Source organism: Plastoroseomonas hellenica (genome assembly GCF_018129085.1).
Taxonomy (GTDB): domain Bacteria; phylum Pseudomonadota; class Alphaproteobacteria; order Acetobacterales; family Acetobacteraceae; genus Plastoroseomonas; species Plastoroseomonas hellenica.
Genome location: NZ_JAAGBB010000016.1, coordinates 106656 through 126710, shown reverse-complemented (window position 1 = coordinate 126710; position 20055 = coordinate 106656). Strand labels below are relative to the sequence as shown.

Sequence of the window (20055 nt, the reverse complement as noted above, 5' to 3'; positions counted from 1 at the left end):
GCGGCCTCACGGGACCGCGATCATGCAGGAGGCTACCAGCTCGACATGGCCGAATTCTGGGCCGAATACGGGGCGCTCGCCTATCTGGTCGCCGCTGGCTGGGCCTTCTTTGAGGGGGAGACCTTCGTGCTCTTCGCCGCCGCGGCCGGGAAGCACACCGGCGCGGTGGACCCCTGGATCCTCATGTTCGCGGTCTGGGCCGGGTCCTACGCGGGCGACCAGACCTGGTTCTTCCTCGGCCGGCGCTATGGCGCCCGCGCCCTGAAGCGCATCCCCGGGGCGGAGAAGCGCGTCGCCGTCGCGACCAGCTTCCTGGAACGCTACGGCGCCCTCTTCGTGCTGACCTTCCGTTTCGCCTACGGCATCCGCAACGTCGCCTCCGCCGCCTGCGGCATCGCGGGCATGGACCACCGCCGCTTCGCCTTCCTGAATTTCTTCGCCGCTGGCATCTGGGCGGCTTCCTTCGTCTGGGTAGGCTGGTTCGTCGCCGGGCTCTTCACCCCGCAGCAGCTTGTCTACGGCATCGGCGGCATCGGCCTGACGGTCTTCCTGTTCTTCGTCTTCCGCTTCGTCCTGGCCCGCCGCCGTGCGGCACGGCTGGCGCGCGAGCAGGCCGCCGAGGCCCGCGCCGCCACCATCGCCGCGGCCGAGCATGCGCCGGAGAAGGCCGACGCATAGTCGACGGGCCGGTTGACGACCGGCCCGAGGCCGTGAATGCGGCCAGCCGGCGGCGTCTAAGAATCCGTTTGGAAATGCCGGCGGGTAGGCCCGGCAGGTCCTTTCCGCCCCTGCCGCGCCGGCTTCCTCGCGGATGCGACCAGCATCGGCTGCCTCGGCCGACACGCCAGGGACGAAAAATCCCTCGCCAGCCCTCCGCCCGCCCGCCATTCCCGAACGGTCTCCAAGGGCTCGCGGATGTCCCCCGCCCCGGGTGGACGTCCCGCCCGCGGGCTTCTAGGACTCTCCTCCGAGAGGGCCGTACCGAAGCGGCCAGGAGGAGATGCGTATGTATCGCGATACCCTGCTGCACATCGCCGGCGAGTGGCGCCAGGCGCGCTCCGGCCGCACCATCCCCGTGCTCAACCCGGCGACCGAAGAAGTGATCGGCAAGGTCGCCCATGCCAGCACCGATGATCTCGACGAGGCGCTGGAAGCCGCCGAGGCCGGCTTCGCCACCTGGCGCAAGGTCTCCGCCTTCGAGCGCTCCAAGCTGATGCGCAAGGCCGCCGACATCTTCCGCTCCCGCGCCGACGAAATCGCCAAGCTGATGACCCTGGAGCAGGGCAAGCCGCTGCCCGAGGCGAAAATGGAAGTGCTGGCCGGCGCCGACGTCATCGACTGGTTCGCCGAGGAAGCCCGCCGCGCCTATGGCCGCGTCATTCCGGCCCGCGCCGAGGGCGTCTACCAGCTCGTCGTGAAGGAGCCGGTCGGCCCCGTCGCCGCCTTCACGCCCTGGAACTTCCCGATCAATCAGGTGGTGCGCAAGCTCTCGGCGGCACTCGCCACCGGCTGCTCGATCATCGTCAAGGCGCCGGAGGAGACCCCGGCTTCCCCGGCCGCGCTGATCCAGGCCTTTCTCGATGCCGGCCTGCCGAAGGGCGTCGTCAGCCTCGTCTACGGCGTGCCGGGTGAGATCAGCGAATACCTGATCGCGCATCCGGTCATCCGGAAGGTGACCTTCACCGGCTCCACCCCGGTCGGCAAGCTGCTGGCAGCCCTCGCCGGCAAGCACATGAAGCGCGCCACGATGGAACTCGGCGGCCATGCACCGGCGATCGTCTTCGACGATGCCGACCTCGACCTCGCGGCGCGCACCCTGGCTGGGGCGAAGTTCCGCAATGCCGGCCAGGTCTGCGTCAGCCCGACCCGCTTCCTGGTGCAGGATGCGCTCTACGAGCCGTTCGTCGAGAAGTTCGTCGCCGCCGCCCGCGCCCTGAAGGTGGGCTCCGGCATGGAGGAGGGGACCCAGATGGGCCCGCTCGCCCATGACCGCCGCATCCCGGCGGTGGATGGTCTGGTGGCGGATGCGCGCAAGAACGGCGCCGAGATCCACACCGGCGGCGAGCGCATCGGCAACAAGGGCTATTTCTACCAGCCGACCGTCATGACCGGCGTGCCGAAGAGCGCGCGCATCATGAACGAGGAGCCCTTCGGCCCGGTCGCCATGATCTCCCGCTTCAAGGATTTCGACGAGGTGGTGGAGGAAGCGAACCGGCTGCCTTACGGCCTCGCCTCCTACGCCTTCACCCGTTCGGCCAAGACCGCGAACGCGATCGCGGCGAAGGTCGAGAGCGGCATGATGACGATCAACCACCTCGGCCTCGCTTTGCCCGAAGTGCCCTTCGGCGGCATCAAGGACAGCGGCTACGGCAGCGAAGGCGGCACCGAGGCGATCGAGGCCTATCTCAACACCAAGTTCGTGAGCCAGGCTGGGCTGTGAGGGGTATCCCGGGGAGGGCGCTGCCCTCCCCGGACCCCACCCGCGAGGAGCCTACAGGCGCCTCGACCCCGTTTACGTTTAGAGCCCTGATGGCCAAGGGGGCCGCCCCGAAGTGGGCGGCCCCCTTGGCCATCAGGGCGCCAAGTGAAGCAGGTCCAGGAGGATCTATCCTCCTGGTGGGGTGGGGCCGGGAGGGGCAAAGCCCCTTCCGGGCTGCCTGACATGGCCCACGCCTCCGGGCTCACGGCCGCGCTGGTGGCGACCACGGCCACGCAGGGGCTGGCGACTTTTGCGGTCTTCATCCTGCCGGTGCTGGCGCCCTTCGCGTTGCGCGACCTGGGGGTGGAGCCGCATTGGATCGGGCATCAGGTCGCGGCGATCTATATCGCCGCGGCGCTGGTCTCCTCGATCGCCGGCGGGCTGATCGGGCGCTGGGGCCCGGCGCGGGGCAGCCAGGTGGCGGTGGCGGCGGGCGCGGCGGGTTGCGTGCTCATCGCGCTCGGCGGGCTGCCGGGCGCGGTGCTGGGTTCGGTGCTGATCGGGGCCGGCTATGGGCTGACCAATCCGGCGGCGTCGATGGTGCTGAGCCGCATGACGCCGGCCGGCCGGCGCAACCTGGTCTACGGCATCAAGCAGATGGGCGTGCCGTTCGGCGCGGCGCTGGCCGGGCTCGTGCTGCCGGGCCTCGCGATCGCGATCGGTTGGCGCGGGGCGGCGCTGGCGGTCGCCACGGTGCTGTTGGCGATGACGCTGGCCCTTGGGCTGTTCCGACGGCACTGGGATGCCGCGCGCAACCCGGCGGCGCCGCTGCGCGGTGCGGGGGGCGGGCTGTCGCTGCTGCGCGCCCGCCCGGGGCTTGCTTCGGTCGCGATCATCGGCGCGCTCTATTCGGCGGCGCAGTTGGCACTCGGCGCCTATGCGGTGACGATGCTGGTCGAGGAATTCGGCTGGAGCCCGGTGGTGGCAGGGGTGCTCGCTGCCGCCTTGCAGATCACGGGCGCCTTCGGGCGCATCCTCTGGGCCTGGATGGCGGATCGCATGCGATCGGGCCTCAAGGTGCTGGCGGGGCTCGGGCTGATGACGGCGGCGATGTTGCTGCCGCTGCCGCTCACAACCGGCTGGCCGATGGCGGCGTTGGCGCCGATGCTCTGCCTGCTCGGCCTCTGCGCCGCCGGCTGGAACGGGGTGATGCTGGCGGAGGCGTCGCGCCTCGCGCCGCCCGGCGGGTCGGGCCACGCGACCGGGGCGGTGCTGTCGGTGACCTTCGCGGGCGTGGTGACGGGGCCGACGCTGTTCGCGGCGATCTTCGCCGCTGTCGGCTCCTACGCGCTGGCCTTCGCGGTGCTGGCAGCGCTGCCGCTGGCAGGCGCGGCGGTCGCCTGGCGCGCCCATCGCCGGACGGAGATCACTCCACCCTAATACCGGCGTCACGCACCAGCGGCACGAAACGCGCCTGGTCGGCGCGGAGCGTAGCGGCGTAATCCTCCGGCCCACCCGGCGCCGGCTCCAGCCCCTGGCGGCGCAGCGCCGCGACGGTCCCGGCATGGCCGAGCGCCTCGCGCAGCGTGGAAGCGAGGCGGGCGATGGCGGCCGGCGGCGTGCCGCGCGGCGCCAGGATGCCGTAGACATTGCCGACGTCGAAGCCCGGCAGCCCGGCCTCCACGACGGTCGGGGTATCCGGCAAGAAGGCGGCGCGGCGGGTCGCCGGGACCGCCAGCGCCCGGAGCCGCCCGCTTTCGATCTGCGGCATCGCCGGCGGCGCGGTGGAGAAGGCGTAGTCGAGCCGCTCCGCGACGAGATCGGTCATCAGCGGGCCGCCGCCACGATAGGCGACGCCCACGGTCTGGATGCCGGCGAGCCTGTCCATCAGCAGCGCGGCCAAGTGGCCGGAGGTGCCGATGCCCGAATAGCCCCAGTTCAGCACGCCCGGCTGCCGCTTCGCCTCCGCGATCAGGTCGCCGAGGCTGCGCCAGGGCTTGGCTGCCGGGACCACCAGCACGCCGAGCTGGAACACCAGCGGCGCGACCGGCATCAGGTCGGCCATCGGATCGAAGGCGAGCGAGCCGGCGACCGGGTTCACCACCATCGGCCCGATGGTGCCGAGCAGCAGGGTCAGGCCATCGGCAGGGGCACGGATCACCGCTTCGGTCGCGATGTTGCCGCCGGCGCCGCCGCGGTTGTCCACCACCACGGTCTGGCCCAGCAGCTCGCCCCAGCGCGGCGCCACCGCGCGCATGGCGCCGTCCGTGGCGCCGCCGGCCGCGAAGCCGACCAGCACGCGTACGGGCCGATCGGGGAAGGGGGCCTGTGCTTTGGCGGCACGCGCGGCGATGAGGGCAGGCAAGGCAAGGCCGATGGCGCGGCGCGTCGGCATGACGATTCTCCCGGTCTATTGGCACGGGATGATGCCGATGGCGGGGCCGGAGGGTTAGGGGCTCGCTCGTATCGATATCGGAACACAATCGCGTGCGTTACACGATGTATGGCGCCTTGGGCCCTGAATCGCCTTGAAATTGCCACGGCGAACGTCGATTCTCGCTCGGCTGATGATTGCTGCTTCAGCGTGGAGAATGCACCAATGACCCGCTCGCAACGCTTCGGCCTGATCGCAGGCGCCGCCCTTCTGGGCACCGCTGCCATGGCCGCACCGGCTGAGGCAGGCTACTGGCGGCGCGGCCACTACCATGGCGGCGGCGCCGTTGCCGCCGGCATCGTCGGCGGCCTCGCGCTCGGCGCGATCGTGGGCGGCGCTCTCGCGGCTCCGCCGCCGGTTTACTACGCCCCGCCGCCGCCGCCGGTCTATTACGCGCCGCCGCCGCGCGTCTACTACGCGCCGCCGCCCCCGGCTTATTACGCGCCGCCGCCGGCCGTGGCCTACAAGCCCTACTAAGAGGCCGTTTGAAAACAGCGGCGGGTCGGTCTGGCGGGTCTTTTCCCGCCCCTGCCGCGCCGTCTTCCTCGCCGATGCCACCAGCATCGGCCGCGTCAGCCGCCGCGCCAGGGACGAAAAATCCCTCGCCGCCCTCCGCCGTCGCCATTTCCAAACGGCCTCTGAGCGGGTTGCTTGGCGGGCGTGCGGCAGCAGGATAGCCTCTGCCGCGTGATCCCGTGACGCCGCCGGATGCAACCGCGCGCGCCTGACACGCGCGGGACGCACCGGAGGTTACGGATGTTCCGTCGCGTTGTGTTGCTGGCTGCGGCCGCGCTGGGTTTGAGCATGGGTTTCGCCGCCGCCCAGACCTATCCCAATCGCCCGATCCGCATGATCGTGCCCTGGCCGCCAGGGCAGGCGACGGACTTGGCTGGCCGCCTCATTGCCCAGAAGCTGTCCGAAGTCCTTGGCCAGCCCGTGGTGGCCGAGAACCGGGCCGGTGCCGGCGGCATGATCGGCACCGATGCGGTCGCGAAATCCGCGCCCGACGGCTACACGCTGCTCGCGGCCTCGGCCGGGCCCTACACCATCAATCCGCTGCTGCAGCGCACCGCCTACGATCCGGAGCGCGACTTCGCGCCGATCGCGATGGCCGGCATCTCGCCCTATGTGCTGGTCACCAACCCCGCTTTCCCGGCGACCACGGTCCAGGAATTCGTGGCGGCCATCCGGGCGCGCCCGGGGGAATACACCTTCGGCTCCTCCGGGACCGGCGCCAGCGCGCATCTGATCATCGAATGGTTCAACGTGGCGCTCCGTCTGCAGGCAGAGCACATCCCCTTCCAGGGCAGCGCCCCGTCGCTCACCGCCGTGGTGGCGGGGCAGGTGACCTACAGCATCGAGACCTTGGCTTCGACACAGGCGCTGGTCCGTGCCGGCACGCTCCGCGCCTATGGCGTGTCGCTAGCGCGCGGCACTTCGCTCGCACCCGGGATTCCCGCGATCGCCCAGGCGATGAACGTGCCCGAATTCGATGTCGGTGCCTGGGTCGGCGTCGCGGCGCCAGCCGGTACGCCACGCCCGATCCTCGCCGCGCTGGAGCAGGCGATCGTACGGGCCATGGACGCGAATGACGCGCGGGAGCGGCTCTCCGCCATCGGCATCGAGCCCGATCAGCGCACCGGCGAGGCCTTCGCGGATTACCTGCGCGGGCAGAGCGCGAATTTCCGTCGCATCATCCAGACGGCGAATATCCGCCTGAACAACTGATTCGTGATCAGTTGCTCATGGGTGGCGGGCCGTCCGCGCCGCGTTGACGCACCACGGTACGGGGTCTTCAATGCCCCGTCATCCCGCAAGAAGAACATGGGCGTGGGCGCGGGCACCATGCCGCGAGGAAGCCGATGAGCGATCCATCCTATGAGACCATCGCGCTGGAACGCGCATCGCCGCGCGTGCTCGTGGTGCGGCTCAACCGCCCGGCGGTCGCCAATGCGCTGAACACCCAGATGGGCCGCGACCTGCTCGCCTGTTGGACCGCCTTGACCGAAGATGCGCGCGACGTGCGCGCGGTGATCCTGACCGGCGCTGGCGACCGGATCTTCTGCGCCGGCGGCGACCTCAAGGAGCGCAACGGCATGACGGACGATGCCTGGCAGCGCCAGCACGAGATCTTCGAGCGTGCCTATTGGGCCCTGATGGATTGCCCGATCCCGGTGATCGCGGCGGTGAACGGCCATGCCTATGCGGGCGGGCTGGAAATGGTGCTGGCCTGCGACTTCGCCTATGGCAGCAGCGCCGCGCGCTTCGCGCTGACCGAAGTGACGATCGGCATCATGCCCGGCGCCGGTGGCACCCAGAACCTGCCGCGCGCGGTGGGCGAGCGCCGCGCCAAGGAGATCATCCTGACCGGCAAGCCCTTCTCCGCCGAGCAGGCGCAGGAGTGGGGCATCCTCAATCGCGTCTGCGAGCCGGGCGAGGTGATGGCGGCCGCCCTCGAGACCGCGGAGGTGATCGCGGGCAATGCGCCGCTCTCCGTCAGGCAGGCCAAGAAATCGATTCACTATGGCGGCCAGATGGATGTCCGCACCGGCTTCCGCTTCGAGATCGAGGCCTATAACCGGCTGGTCGGCACCGAGGATCGGCTGGAGGGCGTGCGCAGCTTCAACGAGAAGCGCAAGCCCGACTTCAAGGGGAGATAATCGATGGGCCTCACGCAGCAGATCGCGGCCTATATCGCGTCACCTGGTATCGACGCGGTGCCGGAGGATGCCGCCGCCATCATCCGCTCCGGCTTCATCGACACCATCGGCACCATGATCGCAGGGCGCGAGGAACCGGCGGTGCGCCTGCTGCGCGCGCAGCTCGCGGAGCGACGCGGCACTGCCGAGGAAGCGACCGTCCTGCTCGGCCCCGATCGCGCCTACAGCGCCGATGCGGCGCTGATCAACGGCACCGCCGCGCATGCGCTCGACTATGACGACGTGGCGCTCGGCGGCCATCCCTCGACAGTCCTGGTGCCGGCGATCCTGGCGGAGGGCGAGCGCCTCGGTGTCGACGGCGCCGCCGCGATCCGCGCCTATCTCATCGGCTACGAGGTCTGGGGCGAGCTGATCGCGCGCGACCCCGATCCGCATCACCGCAAGGGCTGGCACCCGACCGGCGTCTTCGGCACGGTCGGCGCCGCCGCGGCGCTCGCGCATCTGAACGGGCTGGAGGCCGGGCGCGCGGCGCATGCCGTGGCGCTCGCGGGCAGCATGGCGAGCGGGCTGGTCGCGAATTTCGGCAGCATGACCAAGCCCTTCCACGCCGGCCGCGCGGCAGCGGCGGCGGTGGAGGCGGTCCGGCTCGCAGCCCGTGGCTTCACGGCATCGCCGGACGCCATGGAACATCATGCGGGCTTCCTTGCGGCACTCTCCCCCGCCGGGCGCGCGGATCGCGAGGGCTCGGTCGCCCTCGGCCGAACGCTGCGCATCCTCGACGCCGGCCTCTCCATCAAGCGCTACCCCATGTGCTACGCGACGCATCGTGCGATCGACGGCATGCTCGCGCTGACCGCGCGCGAGAACCTCCGGCCCGAGGATGTGACGGAGATCGCGGTGACGGTCGGCGCCACCCAGGCCTCGATGCTCCGCAACCACCGCCCCGCGACTGGCCTGGAGGCCAAGTTCAGCCTGGAATTCGCGATGGCCGCGGCGCTCGTCGCGCGGCGCGTCGGCCTGGCGGAGCTGACCGACGGCTTCGTCGCGCGGCCCGAGGTGCAGGCACAGTTCGACAAGCTCCGGATCGGCACCGTCGACACGCAATGCCCGGTGGAGCCGATCTTCGCGCTCACCGACCGCGTGCGCATCCGCACCACCGCCGGCCGCGAGCTCGATTCCGGCGAGATCCGCTTCCCGCACGGCAATGCCAAGGACCCGCTCGCCTTGCCGGAGTTGCGGGAGAAATTCCTCGACTGCGCCGGCGCTGCGCCGATCGATGCCGGCGCGGTCTTCGACCGACTCGCCGGCCTCGAACGCGCGCCGCGCCTGGCCGGGCTGCTCGCGGCATGATCACCCTCGGCGAGGTCACCCTGCATCGCGTCGTCGAGCAGACGACGCCGATCTTCGATCCCCTGGCCTTCTTCCCCGGCCTGACGCCGGAGCTGATGGCGGAGGATGCCGCGGCGCATCCGAACGAATGGCTGGATGCGGCGACCGGGCTGCTCAACCTGCCGATCCAGTCCTACATCGTGCGGACGCCGCACCACACCGTGCTGGTCGACACCTGCGTCGGCAACCACAAGCGCCGCCCCACGCGGCCCTTTTGGAACATGCGGGACGACGACACCTGGCCGCGCAACCTGGCGAAGCTCGGCTTCCAGGTGGAGGATATCGACTACGTCCTCTGCACCCACCTGCATGTCGACCATGTCGGCTGGAACACGCGGCTGGAGAATGGCCGCTGGGTGCCGACCTTCCCGAAGGCGCGCTACGTCTTCTCCAAGGGCGAGACCGAGCATTGGCAGGCCGAGCACGCGCGGGAGCCGCTGCCGCTGTTCGAGGACAGCGTTCTGCCGATCCTGGAGGCCGGCCGTGCCGAGCTCGTCGCCGACGACCACCAGCTCGGCGATCATCTGCGCCTGACGCCGACGCCGGGCCATACGCCGCATCATGTGGCGCTCGAGATCGGGCGCGGCGCGGTACCGGAGGCGGTGCTGAGCGGTGACCTGATCCATTCGCCGATCCAGCTTCGCCATCCGGAGCTGACCATGCGGGTCGACAGCGACCCGGCGCAGGTGGTGGCGACGCGGCGCCGCTTCCTCGACTGCCATTGCGAGACGCGGGCACTGCTCTGCACCGCGCATTTCCCGGCGCCCTCGGTCGGCCGGGTGGAGAAGGCGGGCCGCGGCTACCGGCTGGTGGCCGATTGATCCCGCGCCGCGGCCTGCTGGCGGCGCCATTGCTTGTCGCGCCGGTGCTCGCAGTGACGCCGCTCCGCGCGCAGGAGCCTCTGCTCGCGGCGCTGCGCGGCGGCGGCGTCACAGCCTATATGCGGCACGCCATCACCGATCGCAGCCAAGGCGATTCCGGCCGCCTCGATGACCGTGCCGGGCAGCGCAACCTCTCGCCCGCCGGCATCGCCCAGGCCGAGGCGCTGGGCCAGGCTTGGCGGCGCCTTGCCCTGCCGCTCGGCGATGTGCTGGCAAGCCCGGTCTTCCGGGCGCGGGAGACGGCGGAGCTCGCTTTCGGCCGCGATGCGGTGCGCGTGGAGCCCTTCCTGACCGCGGATGACTACACGCCGGATCCGGCGCTCCTGGCGCGCAACATCGCAGCGACCCGGGCGCGGCTGGCGCGGGCGCCCGCGCATGGGAACGACGTGCTGGTCGGGCATATCGTGCCGCTCGGCATGATTCTCGGCCGCAGCCTGGGGCAGGCTGAGTTCCCGGAAGGGTCGCTGGCGCTGTTCCGGCCCGCTGCCGGCTTCCTCGGCATCCTGCCGGCGGAGGCGGTGATCGGCGCCTGAGAGACCGTTTGGAAACAGCCGCAGGTCGGCCTGTCGGGTCTTTTCCGCCCCTGCCGCGCCGGCTTCCTCGCCGATGCAACCAGCATCGGCTACGTCAGCCGACACGCCACGGACGAAAAATCCCTCGCCACGCCTCCGCCGCCGCCGTTTCCAAACGGTCTCTGATCACCTTGCTGGCCGCAGCCCCGCTGCGGCACAGTCGGGCAATGCCGCCTGACCGCATGATTGCCGGGGCCGAGCGCCGCAATGACTGGACGCCGGACCTCAATGCCGCCGGCCAGCCCCATTACCTCGCGATCGCCGACGCCATCGCCGCCGATCTCGCCGCCAGCCGGCTCTCGGAGGGGGACCGCCTGCCGCCGCAGCGCCTGCTGGCGAAGCGGCTCGGCCTCGACTTCACCACGGTCGCCCGCGGCTATGCCGAGGCGCAGCGGCGCGGCCTGGTCGAAGCCGTGGTCGGCCGCGGCAGCTATGTCCGCGCGCCGGCCCCGCTGGAGCGCAAGCAGGGGCGCCGGCGCTCCGCCGCGGATTTCTCGATGAACCTGCCGCCGGAGCCGGCCGATCCCACACTGGTCGAGCGCATGCAGGCGGGCTTCGAGGAGGTCGGGCGCGATATCCTGGCCCATCTCCGCTACCAGGCCTTCGGCGGCTCCGCCGCCGATAAGGATGCGGCCGCCGGCTGGCTCGCCCGCCGCGGCCTGCGGCCGCCGCGGGAGCGGCTTTTCGTCACACCGGGCGCGCATCCGGCGATCCAGGCGATCCTCGGCCTGCTGACGCGCCCCGGCGATGCCATCCTGTCGGAGGGGCTGACCTATCCCGGGCTGCGCGGCCTGGCGGGGCAGGCGGGGCTGCGCGTGCTGGGTCTGCCGGAGGATGCGGAAGGCATCGATCCGGAGGCGCTGGATGACGCCTGCCGACGCGAGGCGCCGAAGCTGCTCTACCTGAACCCGACCTTGCGCAATCCAACGACGCTGACGGTCAGCACGGCGCGCCGCATCGCGATCGCCGAGGTCGCCCGGCGGCATGCCCTGCCGATCCTGGAGGACGACGCCTATGGCTTCCTGCCGGCGCGCGGGCCGGCACCCTTCGCGGCGCTGCTGCCGGATCTCACCTGGCATCTGGCGGGGTTGTCGAAATGCTTCGGCGCCGGGCTCCGCGTCGCCTATGTCGTGGCGCCGGAGGCAGGCGCAGCGCTGGCCTTCGCCGCCGCGGCCCGCAGCGTAACGGTGATGGCGTCGCCGCTCACGGTCGCGCTGACCACGCGCTGGCTCGAGGACGGCACCGCGGATGCGATCCTGCGCTTCGTCCGTGTGGAATCAGCGGCGCGGCAGGCGCTGGCGGCCGGCATCCTGCCCGCGGCCCATGTCCTGGCAGATCCGATCGGCTTTCATCTCTGGCTCAGCCTGCCGCTGCCCTGGACGCGCAGCGCCTTCCTCGACCAGGTCCGGGTGCAGGGCGTGGGCCTGGCGGCGAGTGACGCTTTCGCCGTCACCACGCCGGCGCCGGAAGCGCTCCGCGTCTGTCTCGGCGGGCCGGCGGACCGGGCGGCGATCCGCGAAGCACTGGAGGATATCGCGGAAGCGCTGCGGCAGGCCCCGGCGCCTAACGCCTGCTTTTAGCCCTCGACCGGACCGCGCGCGCTGCCGGCGATCAGCGCCATGAATTCTCGCCGCGTCGAAGGGTCGTCGCGGAAGGCGCCGAGCATGCGGCTGGTCACCATGGTCACGCCCGGCTTGTGCACGCCGCGTGTCGTCATGCACTGGTGCGCGGCTTCCAGCACCACCGCGACGCCCTTCGGCTTCAACACCTCGTTGATGGTGTTGGCGACCTGGGCGGTCAGCTTCTCCTGGATCTGCAGGCGCTTGGCATAGACGTCCAGCACGCGCGCGAGCTTGCTGATGCCGACCACCCGGCCGGCCGGCAGATAGGCGATATGCGCGCGGCCGATGATCGGCACCATGTGATGCTCGCAATGGCTTTCCAGCCGGATGTCGCGCAGCACCACCATCTCGTCATAGCCATCCGTCTCCTCGAAGGAGCGGGCGAGCAGGTCCACCGGATCGATGTCGTAGCCAGTGAAGAACTCCTCATAGGACTGCACGACGCGCTTCGGGGTATCGACCAGGCCTTCCCGCTTCGGGTCGTCGCCACTCCAGCGCAGCAGGACGCGGACGGCGGCCTCGGCCTCTTCGCGGGTCGGGCGTTGTTCCGTGCTCGCGGAAGCGGTGTCATCGCCGGGCTGGCTCTTTGGCCTCTGGATATTCACGGTCCTGGGTTCCTTCGGCCGGCGGGACGATCGGCACCCGCCACCTTCCTCAAGAAGTCATTTGGGGCTGGTTCATCGGCCTGCAACAGCCCTCAATTTCTCAGGGCAGGATTGAGGCAGGGGCGGGAAAAGCCCGGCGCCCCTTAATGGACCCGCCCGCTGTCGGCGTGCGGGCTATCCAGGCTGAAGGCCGGGATCACGGCGTCGAAGCTCTCGCCGCTGGCGCTCACCATCATGTGGTAATGCCCGCGCATGAAGCCGGAGGGCGTCGAGAGCGGGGTGCCGGAGGTGTATTCGAAGCTCTCCCCGGCCTCCAGCACCGGCTGCTCGCCGACCACGCCGGTGCCGTGGACCCGCTGGGTTCGCCCTTGCGCATCGGTGATCAGCCAGGTCCGGTGCAGCAACTGCACCGTCTCCGTGCCCTGGTTCGCGATGGTGACGCGATAGGCCCAGACGTAGTGGCCGCGCTCCGGCTCCGACTGATCGGCCAGGTAGAAGGCGCGCACCGTCACGCGGACACCGCGCGTCGTCTCCTCGAATGCATCGTTGCGCGCCATCGGTGCGTCCTCCGCGCGGATCAAACGCCCGCGCGGCACCTGCTGTAAAGCGTCACGCGCAGCGCCGCCGGCCGCTGCGGCCGCTCCCACCGATTTGAGCGAGGCGGAAGCAAGGGCGGCCGTCCGCGCACCGCGCCAGGCGCCGTCATGACGCGGCATCCAGCGCAATGGCGAGGTCCTCGATCAGGTCGCCCACATCCTCGAGCCCGACCGAGAGCCGCACCGTGCCGTCGGAGATGCCGAGGCGCGCACGCTCCTCGGCGCCGACGCGCATATGCGTGGTGGTCGCGGGATGGGTGACCAGCGACTTGGAATCGCCGAGGTTGTTGGACACGCGGATGAGCTTCAGCGCGTTGAGCGCGCGGAAGGCCGCATCCTTGCCGCCCTTCAGCTCGAAGGTGACGAGGGTGCCGCCGGCGCTCATCTGCTTCTGCGCCAGCGCCTGCTGCGGATGGTCGGCACGGAAGGGATAGAGGGCGCGCGAGACGGCCGGATGCTCGGCCAGCGCATCGGCGATCGCGGCTGCGCTGCGGCACATGGCGTGGACGCGGAGGTTCAGCGTCTCCAGCCCCTTCAGGACGACCCAGGCATTGAAGGGGCTGATCGAGGGGCCGGTGTTGCGGATGAAGGGCTGCAGGGTGTCCTCGACCCACTTCTTGGTACCGAGCACGGCGCCGCCCAGAACCCGGCCCTGGCCGTCGAAATGCTTGGTCGCGGAATAGACGACGACATCGGCGCCGAATTCCATCGGCCGCTGCAGCAGCGGCGTCGCGAAGACATTGTCCACCACCACCAGCGCGCCGGCCTTGCGTGCGAGGTCGCAGACCGCCTTCAGGTCGACAAGCTCCAGCATCGGGTTCGATGGCGTCTCCAGCAGCACCAGCGCGGCGGGCTTGGCGAGCGCCGCTTCCCATTGTGCGAGGTCGGCGCCATCGACGAATTCGGTTGCGATGCCGTAGCGCGGCAACAGGGTGGAGACGATCCAGTGGCAGGACCCGAAGAGCGCGCGCGACGCGACGACGCGGTCACCAGTCTTGAGGTGCGACAGCATCGCCGCATGCACCGCCGCCATGCCGGTCGCGGTGGCGCGACAGGCCTCGGCCCCTTCCAACAGCGCCAGCCTCTCCTCCAGCATCGCGACGGTCGGGTTGCCGAAGCGGGAATACTGGAAGTGGCGCTCGGTGCCGGCGAAGGTCGCTTCGGCCTGCTCGGCGCTGTCATAGACGAAGCCGGAGGTGAGGTAGAGGCTCTCCGAGGTCTCATCGAAATTGCTGCGCGACTGGCCACCATGGACCAGCAGCGTGGCGGGGCGGTAGGCGGGGCGATCGGACTGGGACATGGACGGACACCTGCCACGGAACAACGGCGTCCGGCCCCCTGGAACGGGGACGGGGGCGCAGAGCGCCCCACGGCCGTTTAGCGCGCTTGTTTTCATCCCATGCACGTCGCTGAGCGCCGTAGATGGGAACCCGTGAGGGACCTCGCCGCAAGCTGGCCGGACAAATCGCGAGGGCCCCGGTCGCCCGGAGCGCCGCCATCTAGCCCTTGGCTTGTCCGGAGCGCAAGCCTGGGCTAATCGGAGGATCCGGCGCGGGCGTAGCTCAATGGTAGAGCTCTTGGTTCCCAACCAAGTGACGAGGGTTCGATTCCCTTCGCCCGCTCCAGTTTCCCCGACCATCGGCGGCTCCGGGCCTGGCACTTGGCCCACCCGCCTAATCCGCCACCAGATTGAGCCGCCGGATCAGGGGGACCCAGCGTTCCGCATCGGCCCGGGTGACACGTCGGAAATCCTCGGGAGAATTGCGCGGTGCGGGATCGGCCCCGACGCGCTCATAGCCGGCCCGCACGCGGGGATCCTCCAGCGCCTCGTTCAGCGCCGCCGATATCCGGGCGATCGCCTCGGGCGGTGTCGCCGCGTGCGCCGTCAGGCCGAAATAGGCGAGGCCGGTAAAGCCCGGGAGCGTCTCCGCGACCGTCGGCACGCCCGGCCAGTTGTCGCGCCGCGCCGCGCTGGTGATCGCGAGCGGGCGCACGCTCGGCACGGTGCGGATGGCCTCACCCTCCGGCAGGCCCATGCAGCGGGCGTGAATGCGGCCAGCCAGCAGGTCGGTCATCGCCTGGGTGCTCTGGCGATAGGGCACATGCACCATCTCGAGCCCGAGCCGCGCGCCGATATCTTCCATCAGTAGATGCGTGCTGGCACCCACCCCTGCCGAGGCGAAGTTGAACTTGCCGGGGTTGGCGCGGATCCAGGCGACCAGGCCCGAAAAATCCTCGGCAGGGATGGAGCGGTGCACGACCAGGACATGCGCGGTCGAGCAGAATTGGCCGACCGGCGCGAAGTCCTTCTCCCAGTCATAGGGCAGGTTGCGGTACAGCACGGCATTCAGGCCGCTGTTGGTGCCCATGGTGGCGATCATCAGCGTGTAGCCGTCGGCCGGCGCGCGGATCAGCGCCTCCGCGGCGGTGTTCCCCGCGCCGCCGGGCCGGTTGTCCGCCACCACCGTCTGGCCGAGCCGCTGCTGCAGCGCTTCGGCGGTGACGCGGGAGACGATGTCCGTCTGCCCGCCGCCGCCATAGGGGATGATCAGCCGGAGAGGCCGATCGGGAAAGGCGGCGCGCACGACGCGTGGCGCAGCCAGTATCGCAGCGCCCGCCAGCGCGGCGCGGCGGGACAGAGTCCTCAAGGGATGGGGCACCGGACGTTTCCTGCTTGCTTGTTTGCTTGCCGGCAGGTTGCCCCTCGGAAAGACCCTCGTCAAAGCGTGGGCCCTGCCTGTCCGGACCATGGCCGATACGGCGGGATCGTCAGTCGGCGCGGATATTGCCGCGGCGGATGACCTCGCCCCATTTCTCGTTTTCGCTGCGCAGGAAGGCGCCGAATTCCTCGCGGCTGTTGCCGCCGGGAATGGCGCCCTGTTCGTTCAGCAGCCGCACCACCTCCGGGTCGCGCAATGCGCCGGCGGCAGCGCGGTGCAGCGCGACCAGGATCGGCTCCGGTACCCGCGCCGGCGCCACCAGCCCGTGCCAATTGTTGGCATCGACATCGGGCAGCCCGACCTCCGCCATGGTCGGCACATCCGGGATCCAGGGCAGCCGCTGCTGCGTGCCGACCGCGAGCGCGCGCAAGCTGCCCGCGCGGAGATAGGGCAGCAGGATCGGCAGGTCGGCGAAGCCGAGCTGCACCTCGTTCTGCAGCAGCGCCGTCGCCAGCGGCGCGCCGCCGCGATAGGAGATATGGGTGACGTCGATGCCGGCCGCGGCGCGGAGCTGCTCGCCCGCCAGATGCGGCATGCTGCCCGACCCGGAGGAGCCGTAGTTCAGCGATCCCGGCCGCGCGCGCGCGGCGGCCACCAGCTCCTGGACGGAGCGGAAGGGCATCGCCGCCGGCACCACCAGCGGCTCCGGCACCAGCATGGCCAAGGTCAGCGGCGCCAGGTCGCGCAGCGGATCGTAAGGCGTGCCGCGATCGAGCCGCGGGGCAACGGCGAGGCCCCCGGCGCTGCCGATCGCGATGGTGTAGCCATCCGGCGCCGCCTTCGCGGTGACCTCGATGCCCGTGACGCCGCCGGCGCCGGAGCGGTTCTCGATCACCAGGGGCTGGCCGAGCGTCGCCGTCATCCGGGGCGCCATGATGCGCATGACGATGTCGCTCGGTCCGCCGGCGGCGAAGGGCACGATCACCCGGATCGGCCGGGTCGGGTAAGCCTCCTGCGCCGGTGCGGGCAGGGCGCCGGAGAGGATGATGAGGGCTGTGAGCAGGCCCCCCGTGACAAGGCGCAGCATGATCGTCTTCCTCCGCGGCGGCTTCTATGGCCCGGCAATGGGTGACACTATCAACCATGCCGGCGGAAGCGGGAAGCGAGGACGGACGCGTGAAGATCACCGGGGTCGAGACCCATCTGCACCGCAGCGCCTTCACCTATGGCGCCAGCACCGGCGGCGTCGGCGGCAACCTGCATCTGCGCAGCATGGACACCTTGCTGGTGCGGGTGGAGTGCGAGGACGGCGTGCATGGCTGGGGGGAGGGCTTCGGCTTCACCCTCGCGGAGACCACGCAGGATGCGGTGGACCGGCTGATCGGCCCCGCCTGCATCGGCCAGGATTCACGGGATATCGCGGGGCTCGGGCGCATGCTGCAGCGGCGCTTCCACAATTTCGGGCGCAACGGGCCGGTCACCTTCGGCCTCTCCGCGATCGATATCGCACTCTGGGACATCGCGGGCCGGCGCGCCGGCAAGCCGCTGCATGCGCTGCTTGGCCATGCCGCGCGCAAGCGGGTGCCGGCTTATGCGAGCCTGCTGCGCTACGGCGCCGCTGAGGATGTCGCTGATAACACGGCCGCGGCTGTCAGCCGCGGCTATCGCCGCATCAAGCTGCACGAGGTGGATCTCGCCTGCATCCGCGCGGCGCGCGACGCGGCACCGCCGGAGGTGCCGCTGATGCTCGACATCAACTGCGCCTGGAACAGCGCGGAGGAGGCGATCGGCTTCTGCTGCGCGGTCGCCGGTATGAACATCCGCTGGGTCGAGGAACCCACCTGGCCGCCCGGGGATTTCGCTGCCATCGCCCGGGTACGCGCAGCAGCGGGCTGCGGCATTGCCGCCGGTGAAAACCTGGGCGGCCCGATCGATTTCCAGCGCCTGTTCGCCGAAGGCGCCGTCGATGTGGCGCAGCCCAGCATTACCAAGCATGGCGGCGTGTCCGCGATGCTGGAGGTCGCGGCGCTGGCGAAGGCGGCGGGCGTCGCGGTGGTGCCGCACTCCCCCTATTTCGGGCCCGGCCTGCTCGCGACGTTGCACGTCCTCGCGGCCATGGAGCAGGAGGAACCGCTCGAGGTCTATTTCGCCGATCTCGACGCGCCGCCCTATGGCGACGCGCTTGCCGTACGGGACGGGTTCGTCGCGGTGCCGGAGGGCCCGGGGCTCGGGCTCGAGCCGGTGCTCTGATCAGGCCAGATCCGGCAGGCGATAGAAGCGCGCCGCGCTGCGCCAGAACAGGTCCGCCTTCTCCTCCGCGCTGGCACCGGCAGCGAGGCGCTTGAAGGCGTTCCAGCCGACGGCGTAGCCGTAGCCGCCCTTGTCGACCGGGAAGTTGCTTTCGAACATGCAGCGCGCGGTGCCGAAGATCGCGATGATGCTTTCCATCCAGGGCTGCCACGCCTCGGCCAGCATCACGGAGGAGGGTGCCGTCGCGCCGTCCTCGAAGCCGAAGCCCGGCAGCCGCATGCCGAGGCCGCCGAGCTTCACCATCACGTTCGGGCAGGCGGCGAGATCGCGCATCGCCTTCGACCATTCGGTGAAGACCTCCTCGCGCCGCCCTGCATAGCGCCCGATGCCCAGCACGCCGCCGCAGTGGTTGAGCACGATCGGCGTCGTCGGGAAGGCGCGCGCCAGCGCCGTCAGGCGCGGGATCTGGTGGAAATAGAGCCAGGCGTCGAAGGAGAGGCCGAGCGCCGTCAACTCCGCGAAGCCGGCGCGGAAGGCGTCGCTCGCCAGCATGTCCTCGGCCGGCGTATAGGCGGGGTTGAGCAGCGCCGGATCAGGGTCCCAGGTCGCGATGTGGCGGATGCCACGGAAGCGCCCCTCAGCGCCGCCGCCGGCGGTGACATGCGCCTCCAGCACCGGCCGCACCGCAGCGCCGAGCCTGAGATCGGCGAAGCCGACGATGCCGGCGCAGACGCGCACCGGGCCATAGATGCCGCTGGCACACATGGCGGCGACGCCATTGGCGAATTCCGTCTCGCCGACCGGGCGCAGCGCCTCCGGCCCATCGGCGCGGTGCATGGCGCGGGCCTGCACCAGCACCGTCGCGCGCACGTCATGGCCGGTGCGGATATCGGCGAGCATGTCGTCAAGCAGGTAGCGCCAGCCCTGCCGGTCCCAGAGGTGGTGATGCGGATCGATGATCGGCTGCGCGGGATCGAGGATCTCCTCCTGCCGCGAGGCCAGCCAGGCGTCGCGGACGGGAAGGTAGTGGTTTTGCGTCGGCGTGCTCATGCGGTGCTCCCCCTGGCGGCAAAGCATCCTACGCCGCCGGTCGTGCTCGTCGACTTGGTGCCGGAAGGCTCCCGACTTAAAAACGATAATCGATTTTTATGTTGTGCCGGCCGGCCGGATGGGTAGGCTCCCCGCATGGCCATCAATCCTCTGACCGCGCATGGCTGGGAAACGTCAGGGCAAAGCGATGCAGCTCCGGTCCGGTCCATCACCTCCGCTGTCTTCCAGCGGCTTCGCGCCGATATCCTGAGCTGTCGTATCAGCCCCGGCGACAAGCTGCGCCCGGCCGAGATCGCCGGCATGTTCGCCGTCAGCCTTTCGGCGGTGCGTGAGGCTCTCTCCCGCCTCGCCGCGGATGGCCTTGTCCGGATGGAGGACCAGAAGGGGTTCCGCGCCAGCCCGGTCAGCCTGGACGACCTTCGTGACGTCACCCGCACGCGGATCGAGATCGAGGGGCTGGCGCTGCGCCGCGCCATCGAGCGCGGCGGCAAGCGGTGGGAGGACGATATCCGCGTCGCCTTGGAACGACTCTGCGCCATCCCGCGTCGCCGGGGCGAGGATCGCCTGCTACCGAACGAGGCCTGGGCGGTCGAGCATGACCGCTTCCATCTCGCCCTGCTATCCGCCTGCGCTTCCGAATGGTTGCTGCGCTTCCGCAGCACCCTCTTCTCCCAGAGCGAGCGGTATAGGCGCCTGTCCGTGCCGGCCCAGCCGGATGATTCCCGTGACGTCGCCGGGGAACATCGCTGCATCGCGGCGGCCGTGCTGGCCCGCGATGCCGACGCCGCGGTGGCGGCCCTGACCGACCACTACGAGGCGACGATGACCCTGGCGCTCGCGGTGATGGATGACGCCCTCGAGCCGGAAGCAGGCCAATTCGAGGGGAAGGGCGCCCCCTGATGCTCACCCTTCGCGGC

Annotated in this window: 19 protein-coding genes and 1 tRNA gene; 13 read left to right on the top strand and 7 right to left on the bottom strand. The window is 70.5% G+C overall.

All coding sequences use genetic code 11. From position 1 onward, the window contains the following. Positions 1-45: 45 nt before the first annotated feature. From GXW71_RS14980 to GXW71_RS14970, 3 genes are all read left to right on the top strand, one after another. On the top strand, positions 46-678 hold the full coding sequence (locus tag GXW71_RS14980; protein WP_211853330.1) for a DedA family protein: 633 nt from the start codon (positions 46-48) through the stop codon (positions 676-678). Between the two features lie 328 nt (positions 679-1006). After that, positions 1007-2440, top strand: a complete 1434-nt coding sequence (locus GXW71_RS14975) for an NAD-dependent succinate-semialdehyde dehydrogenase (RefSeq protein ID WP_211853329.1) — start codon at positions 1007-1009, stop codon at positions 2438-2440. A 222-nt stretch (positions 2441-2662) separates the two neighbouring features. Next, a complete protein-coding gene (locus GXW71_RS14970) occupies positions 2663-3859 on the top strand; it encodes an MFS transporter (protein WP_211853328.1) in 1197 nt (398 codons plus the stop codon). Here GXW71_RS14970 and GXW71_RS14965 read toward each other — a convergent pair. Continuing rightward, complete coding sequence (locus GXW71_RS14965) at positions 3846-4814, bottom strand: Bug family tripartite tricarboxylate transporter substrate binding protein (protein ID WP_211853327.1); 969 nt, start codon at positions 4812-4814, stop codon at positions 3846-3848. The genes GXW71_RS14970 and GXW71_RS14965 overlap by 14 nt on opposite strands. 204 nt (positions 4815-5018) lie before the next feature. Between GXW71_RS14965 and GXW71_RS14960 the strand changes: the two genes are divergently transcribed. The 7 genes from GXW71_RS14960 (at position 5019) to GXW71_RS14930 (ending at position 11935) form a co-directional block, all read left to right on the top strand. Next, on the top strand, positions 5019-5330 hold the full coding sequence (locus GXW71_RS14960; protein WP_211853326.1) for a hypothetical protein: 312 nt from the start codon (positions 5019-5021) through the stop codon (positions 5328-5330). A gap of 279 nt (positions 5331-5609) precedes the next feature. Beyond that, positions 5610-6581: a Bug family tripartite tricarboxylate transporter substrate binding protein gene (locus tag GXW71_RS14955; RefSeq protein WP_211853325.1), complete on the top strand. Its 972-nt coding sequence runs from the start codon at positions 5610-5612 to the stop codon at positions 6579-6581. Positions 6582-6715: 134 nt separating this feature from the next. Next, positions 6716-7513, top strand: a complete 798-nt coding sequence (locus GXW71_RS14950) for an enoyl-CoA hydratase/isomerase family protein (RefSeq protein WP_211853324.1) — start codon at positions 6716-6718, stop codon at positions 7511-7513. A 3-nt stretch (positions 7514-7516) separates the two neighbouring features. Next, positions 7517-8863: an MmgE/PrpD family protein gene (locus GXW71_RS14945; protein ID WP_211853323.1), complete on the top strand. Its 1347-nt coding sequence runs from the start codon at positions 7517-7519 to the stop codon at positions 8861-8863. Beyond that, on the top strand, positions 8860-9723 hold the full coding sequence (locus tag GXW71_RS14940) for an MBL fold metallo-hydrolase (RefSeq protein WP_211853322.1): 864 nt from the start codon (positions 8860-8862) through the stop codon (positions 9721-9723). The genes GXW71_RS14945 and GXW71_RS14940 overlap by 4 nt, the downstream gene beginning before the upstream one ends. Then, on the top strand, positions 9720-10316 hold the full coding sequence (locus tag GXW71_RS14935; RefSeq protein WP_211853321.1) for a histidine phosphatase family protein: 597 nt from the start codon (positions 9720-9722) through the stop codon (positions 10314-10316). Before GXW71_RS14940 ends, GXW71_RS14935 begins: the two co-directional genes overlap by 4 nt. 206 nt (positions 10317-10522) lie before the next feature. Then, entirely contained in the window at positions 10523-11935 is a 1413-nt protein-coding gene (locus GXW71_RS14930; protein WP_246526585.1) for an aminotransferase-like domain-containing protein, read from the top strand. Here GXW71_RS14930 and folE read toward each other — a convergent pair. From folE to metZ, 3 genes are all read right to left on the bottom strand, one after another. Next, a complete protein-coding gene (gene folE, locus GXW71_RS14925; RefSeq protein ID WP_211853352.1) occupies positions 11932-12576 on the bottom strand; it encodes a GTP cyclohydrolase I FolE in 645 nt (214 codons plus the stop codon). The two genes, GXW71_RS14930 and folE, sit on opposite strands and share 4 nt — an antisense overlap. A gap of 149 nt (positions 12577-12725) precedes the next feature. Then, positions 12726-13139 carry a Co2+/Mg2+ efflux protein ApaG gene (apaG, locus tag GXW71_RS14920; protein ID WP_211853320.1) on the bottom strand — a complete coding sequence of 138 codons (414 nt, stop codon included), beginning with the start codon at positions 13137-13139 and terminating at the stop codon, positions 12726-12728. A gap of 145 nt (positions 13140-13284) precedes the next feature. Further along, the gene (gene metZ / locus GXW71_RS14915; RefSeq protein ID WP_211853319.1) at positions 13285-14478 is read right to left on the bottom strand and encodes an O-succinylhomoserine sulfhydrylase; all 1194 of its coding nucleotides are present in this window, start codon (positions 14476-14478) and stop codon (positions 13285-13287) included. Between the two features lie 251 nt (positions 14479-14729). Between metZ and GXW71_RS14910 the strand changes: the two genes are divergently transcribed. After that, a tRNA-Gly gene (locus GXW71_RS14910) sits at positions 14730-14803 on the top strand. A gap of 48 nt (positions 14804-14851) precedes the next feature. Here GXW71_RS14910 and GXW71_RS14905 read toward each other — a convergent pair. Together GXW71_RS14905 and GXW71_RS14900 are read right to left on the bottom strand one after the other, a co-directional pair. Continuing rightward, positions 14852-15838, bottom strand: a complete 987-nt coding sequence (locus GXW71_RS14905; RefSeq protein WP_211853318.1) for a Bug family tripartite tricarboxylate transporter substrate binding protein — start codon at positions 15836-15838, stop codon at positions 14852-14854. A gap of 109 nt (positions 15839-15947) precedes the next feature. After that, positions 15948-16925: a Bug family tripartite tricarboxylate transporter substrate binding protein gene (locus tag GXW71_RS14900; protein WP_246526583.1), complete on the bottom strand. Its 978-nt coding sequence runs from the start codon at positions 16923-16925 to the stop codon at positions 15948-15950. Between the two features lie 89 nt (positions 16926-17014). Here GXW71_RS14900 and GXW71_RS14895 point away from each other — a divergent pair, with 89 nt between their 5' ends. Continuing rightward, complete coding sequence (locus GXW71_RS14895) at positions 17015-18088, top strand: mandelate racemase/muconate lactonizing enzyme family protein (RefSeq protein ID WP_211853317.1); 1074 nt, start codon at positions 17015-17017, stop codon at positions 18086-18088. Here the strand turns inward: GXW71_RS14895 and GXW71_RS14890 are convergent, their stop codons facing one another. Continuing rightward, positions 18089-19138 carry an amidohydrolase family protein gene (locus tag GXW71_RS14890; RefSeq protein ID WP_246526582.1) on the bottom strand — a complete coding sequence of 350 codons (1050 nt, stop codon included), beginning with the start codon at positions 19136-19138 and terminating at the stop codon, positions 18089-18091. 135 nt (positions 19139-19273) lie between these two features. Here GXW71_RS14890 and GXW71_RS14885 point away from each other — a divergent pair, with 135 nt between their 5' ends. Further along, positions 19274-20038, top strand: coding sequence for a GntR family transcriptional regulator (locus GXW71_RS14885; RefSeq protein WP_211853316.1), 765 nt, complete (start codon positions 19274-19276; stop codon positions 20036-20038). Positions 20039-20055: the final 17 nt, after the last annotated feature.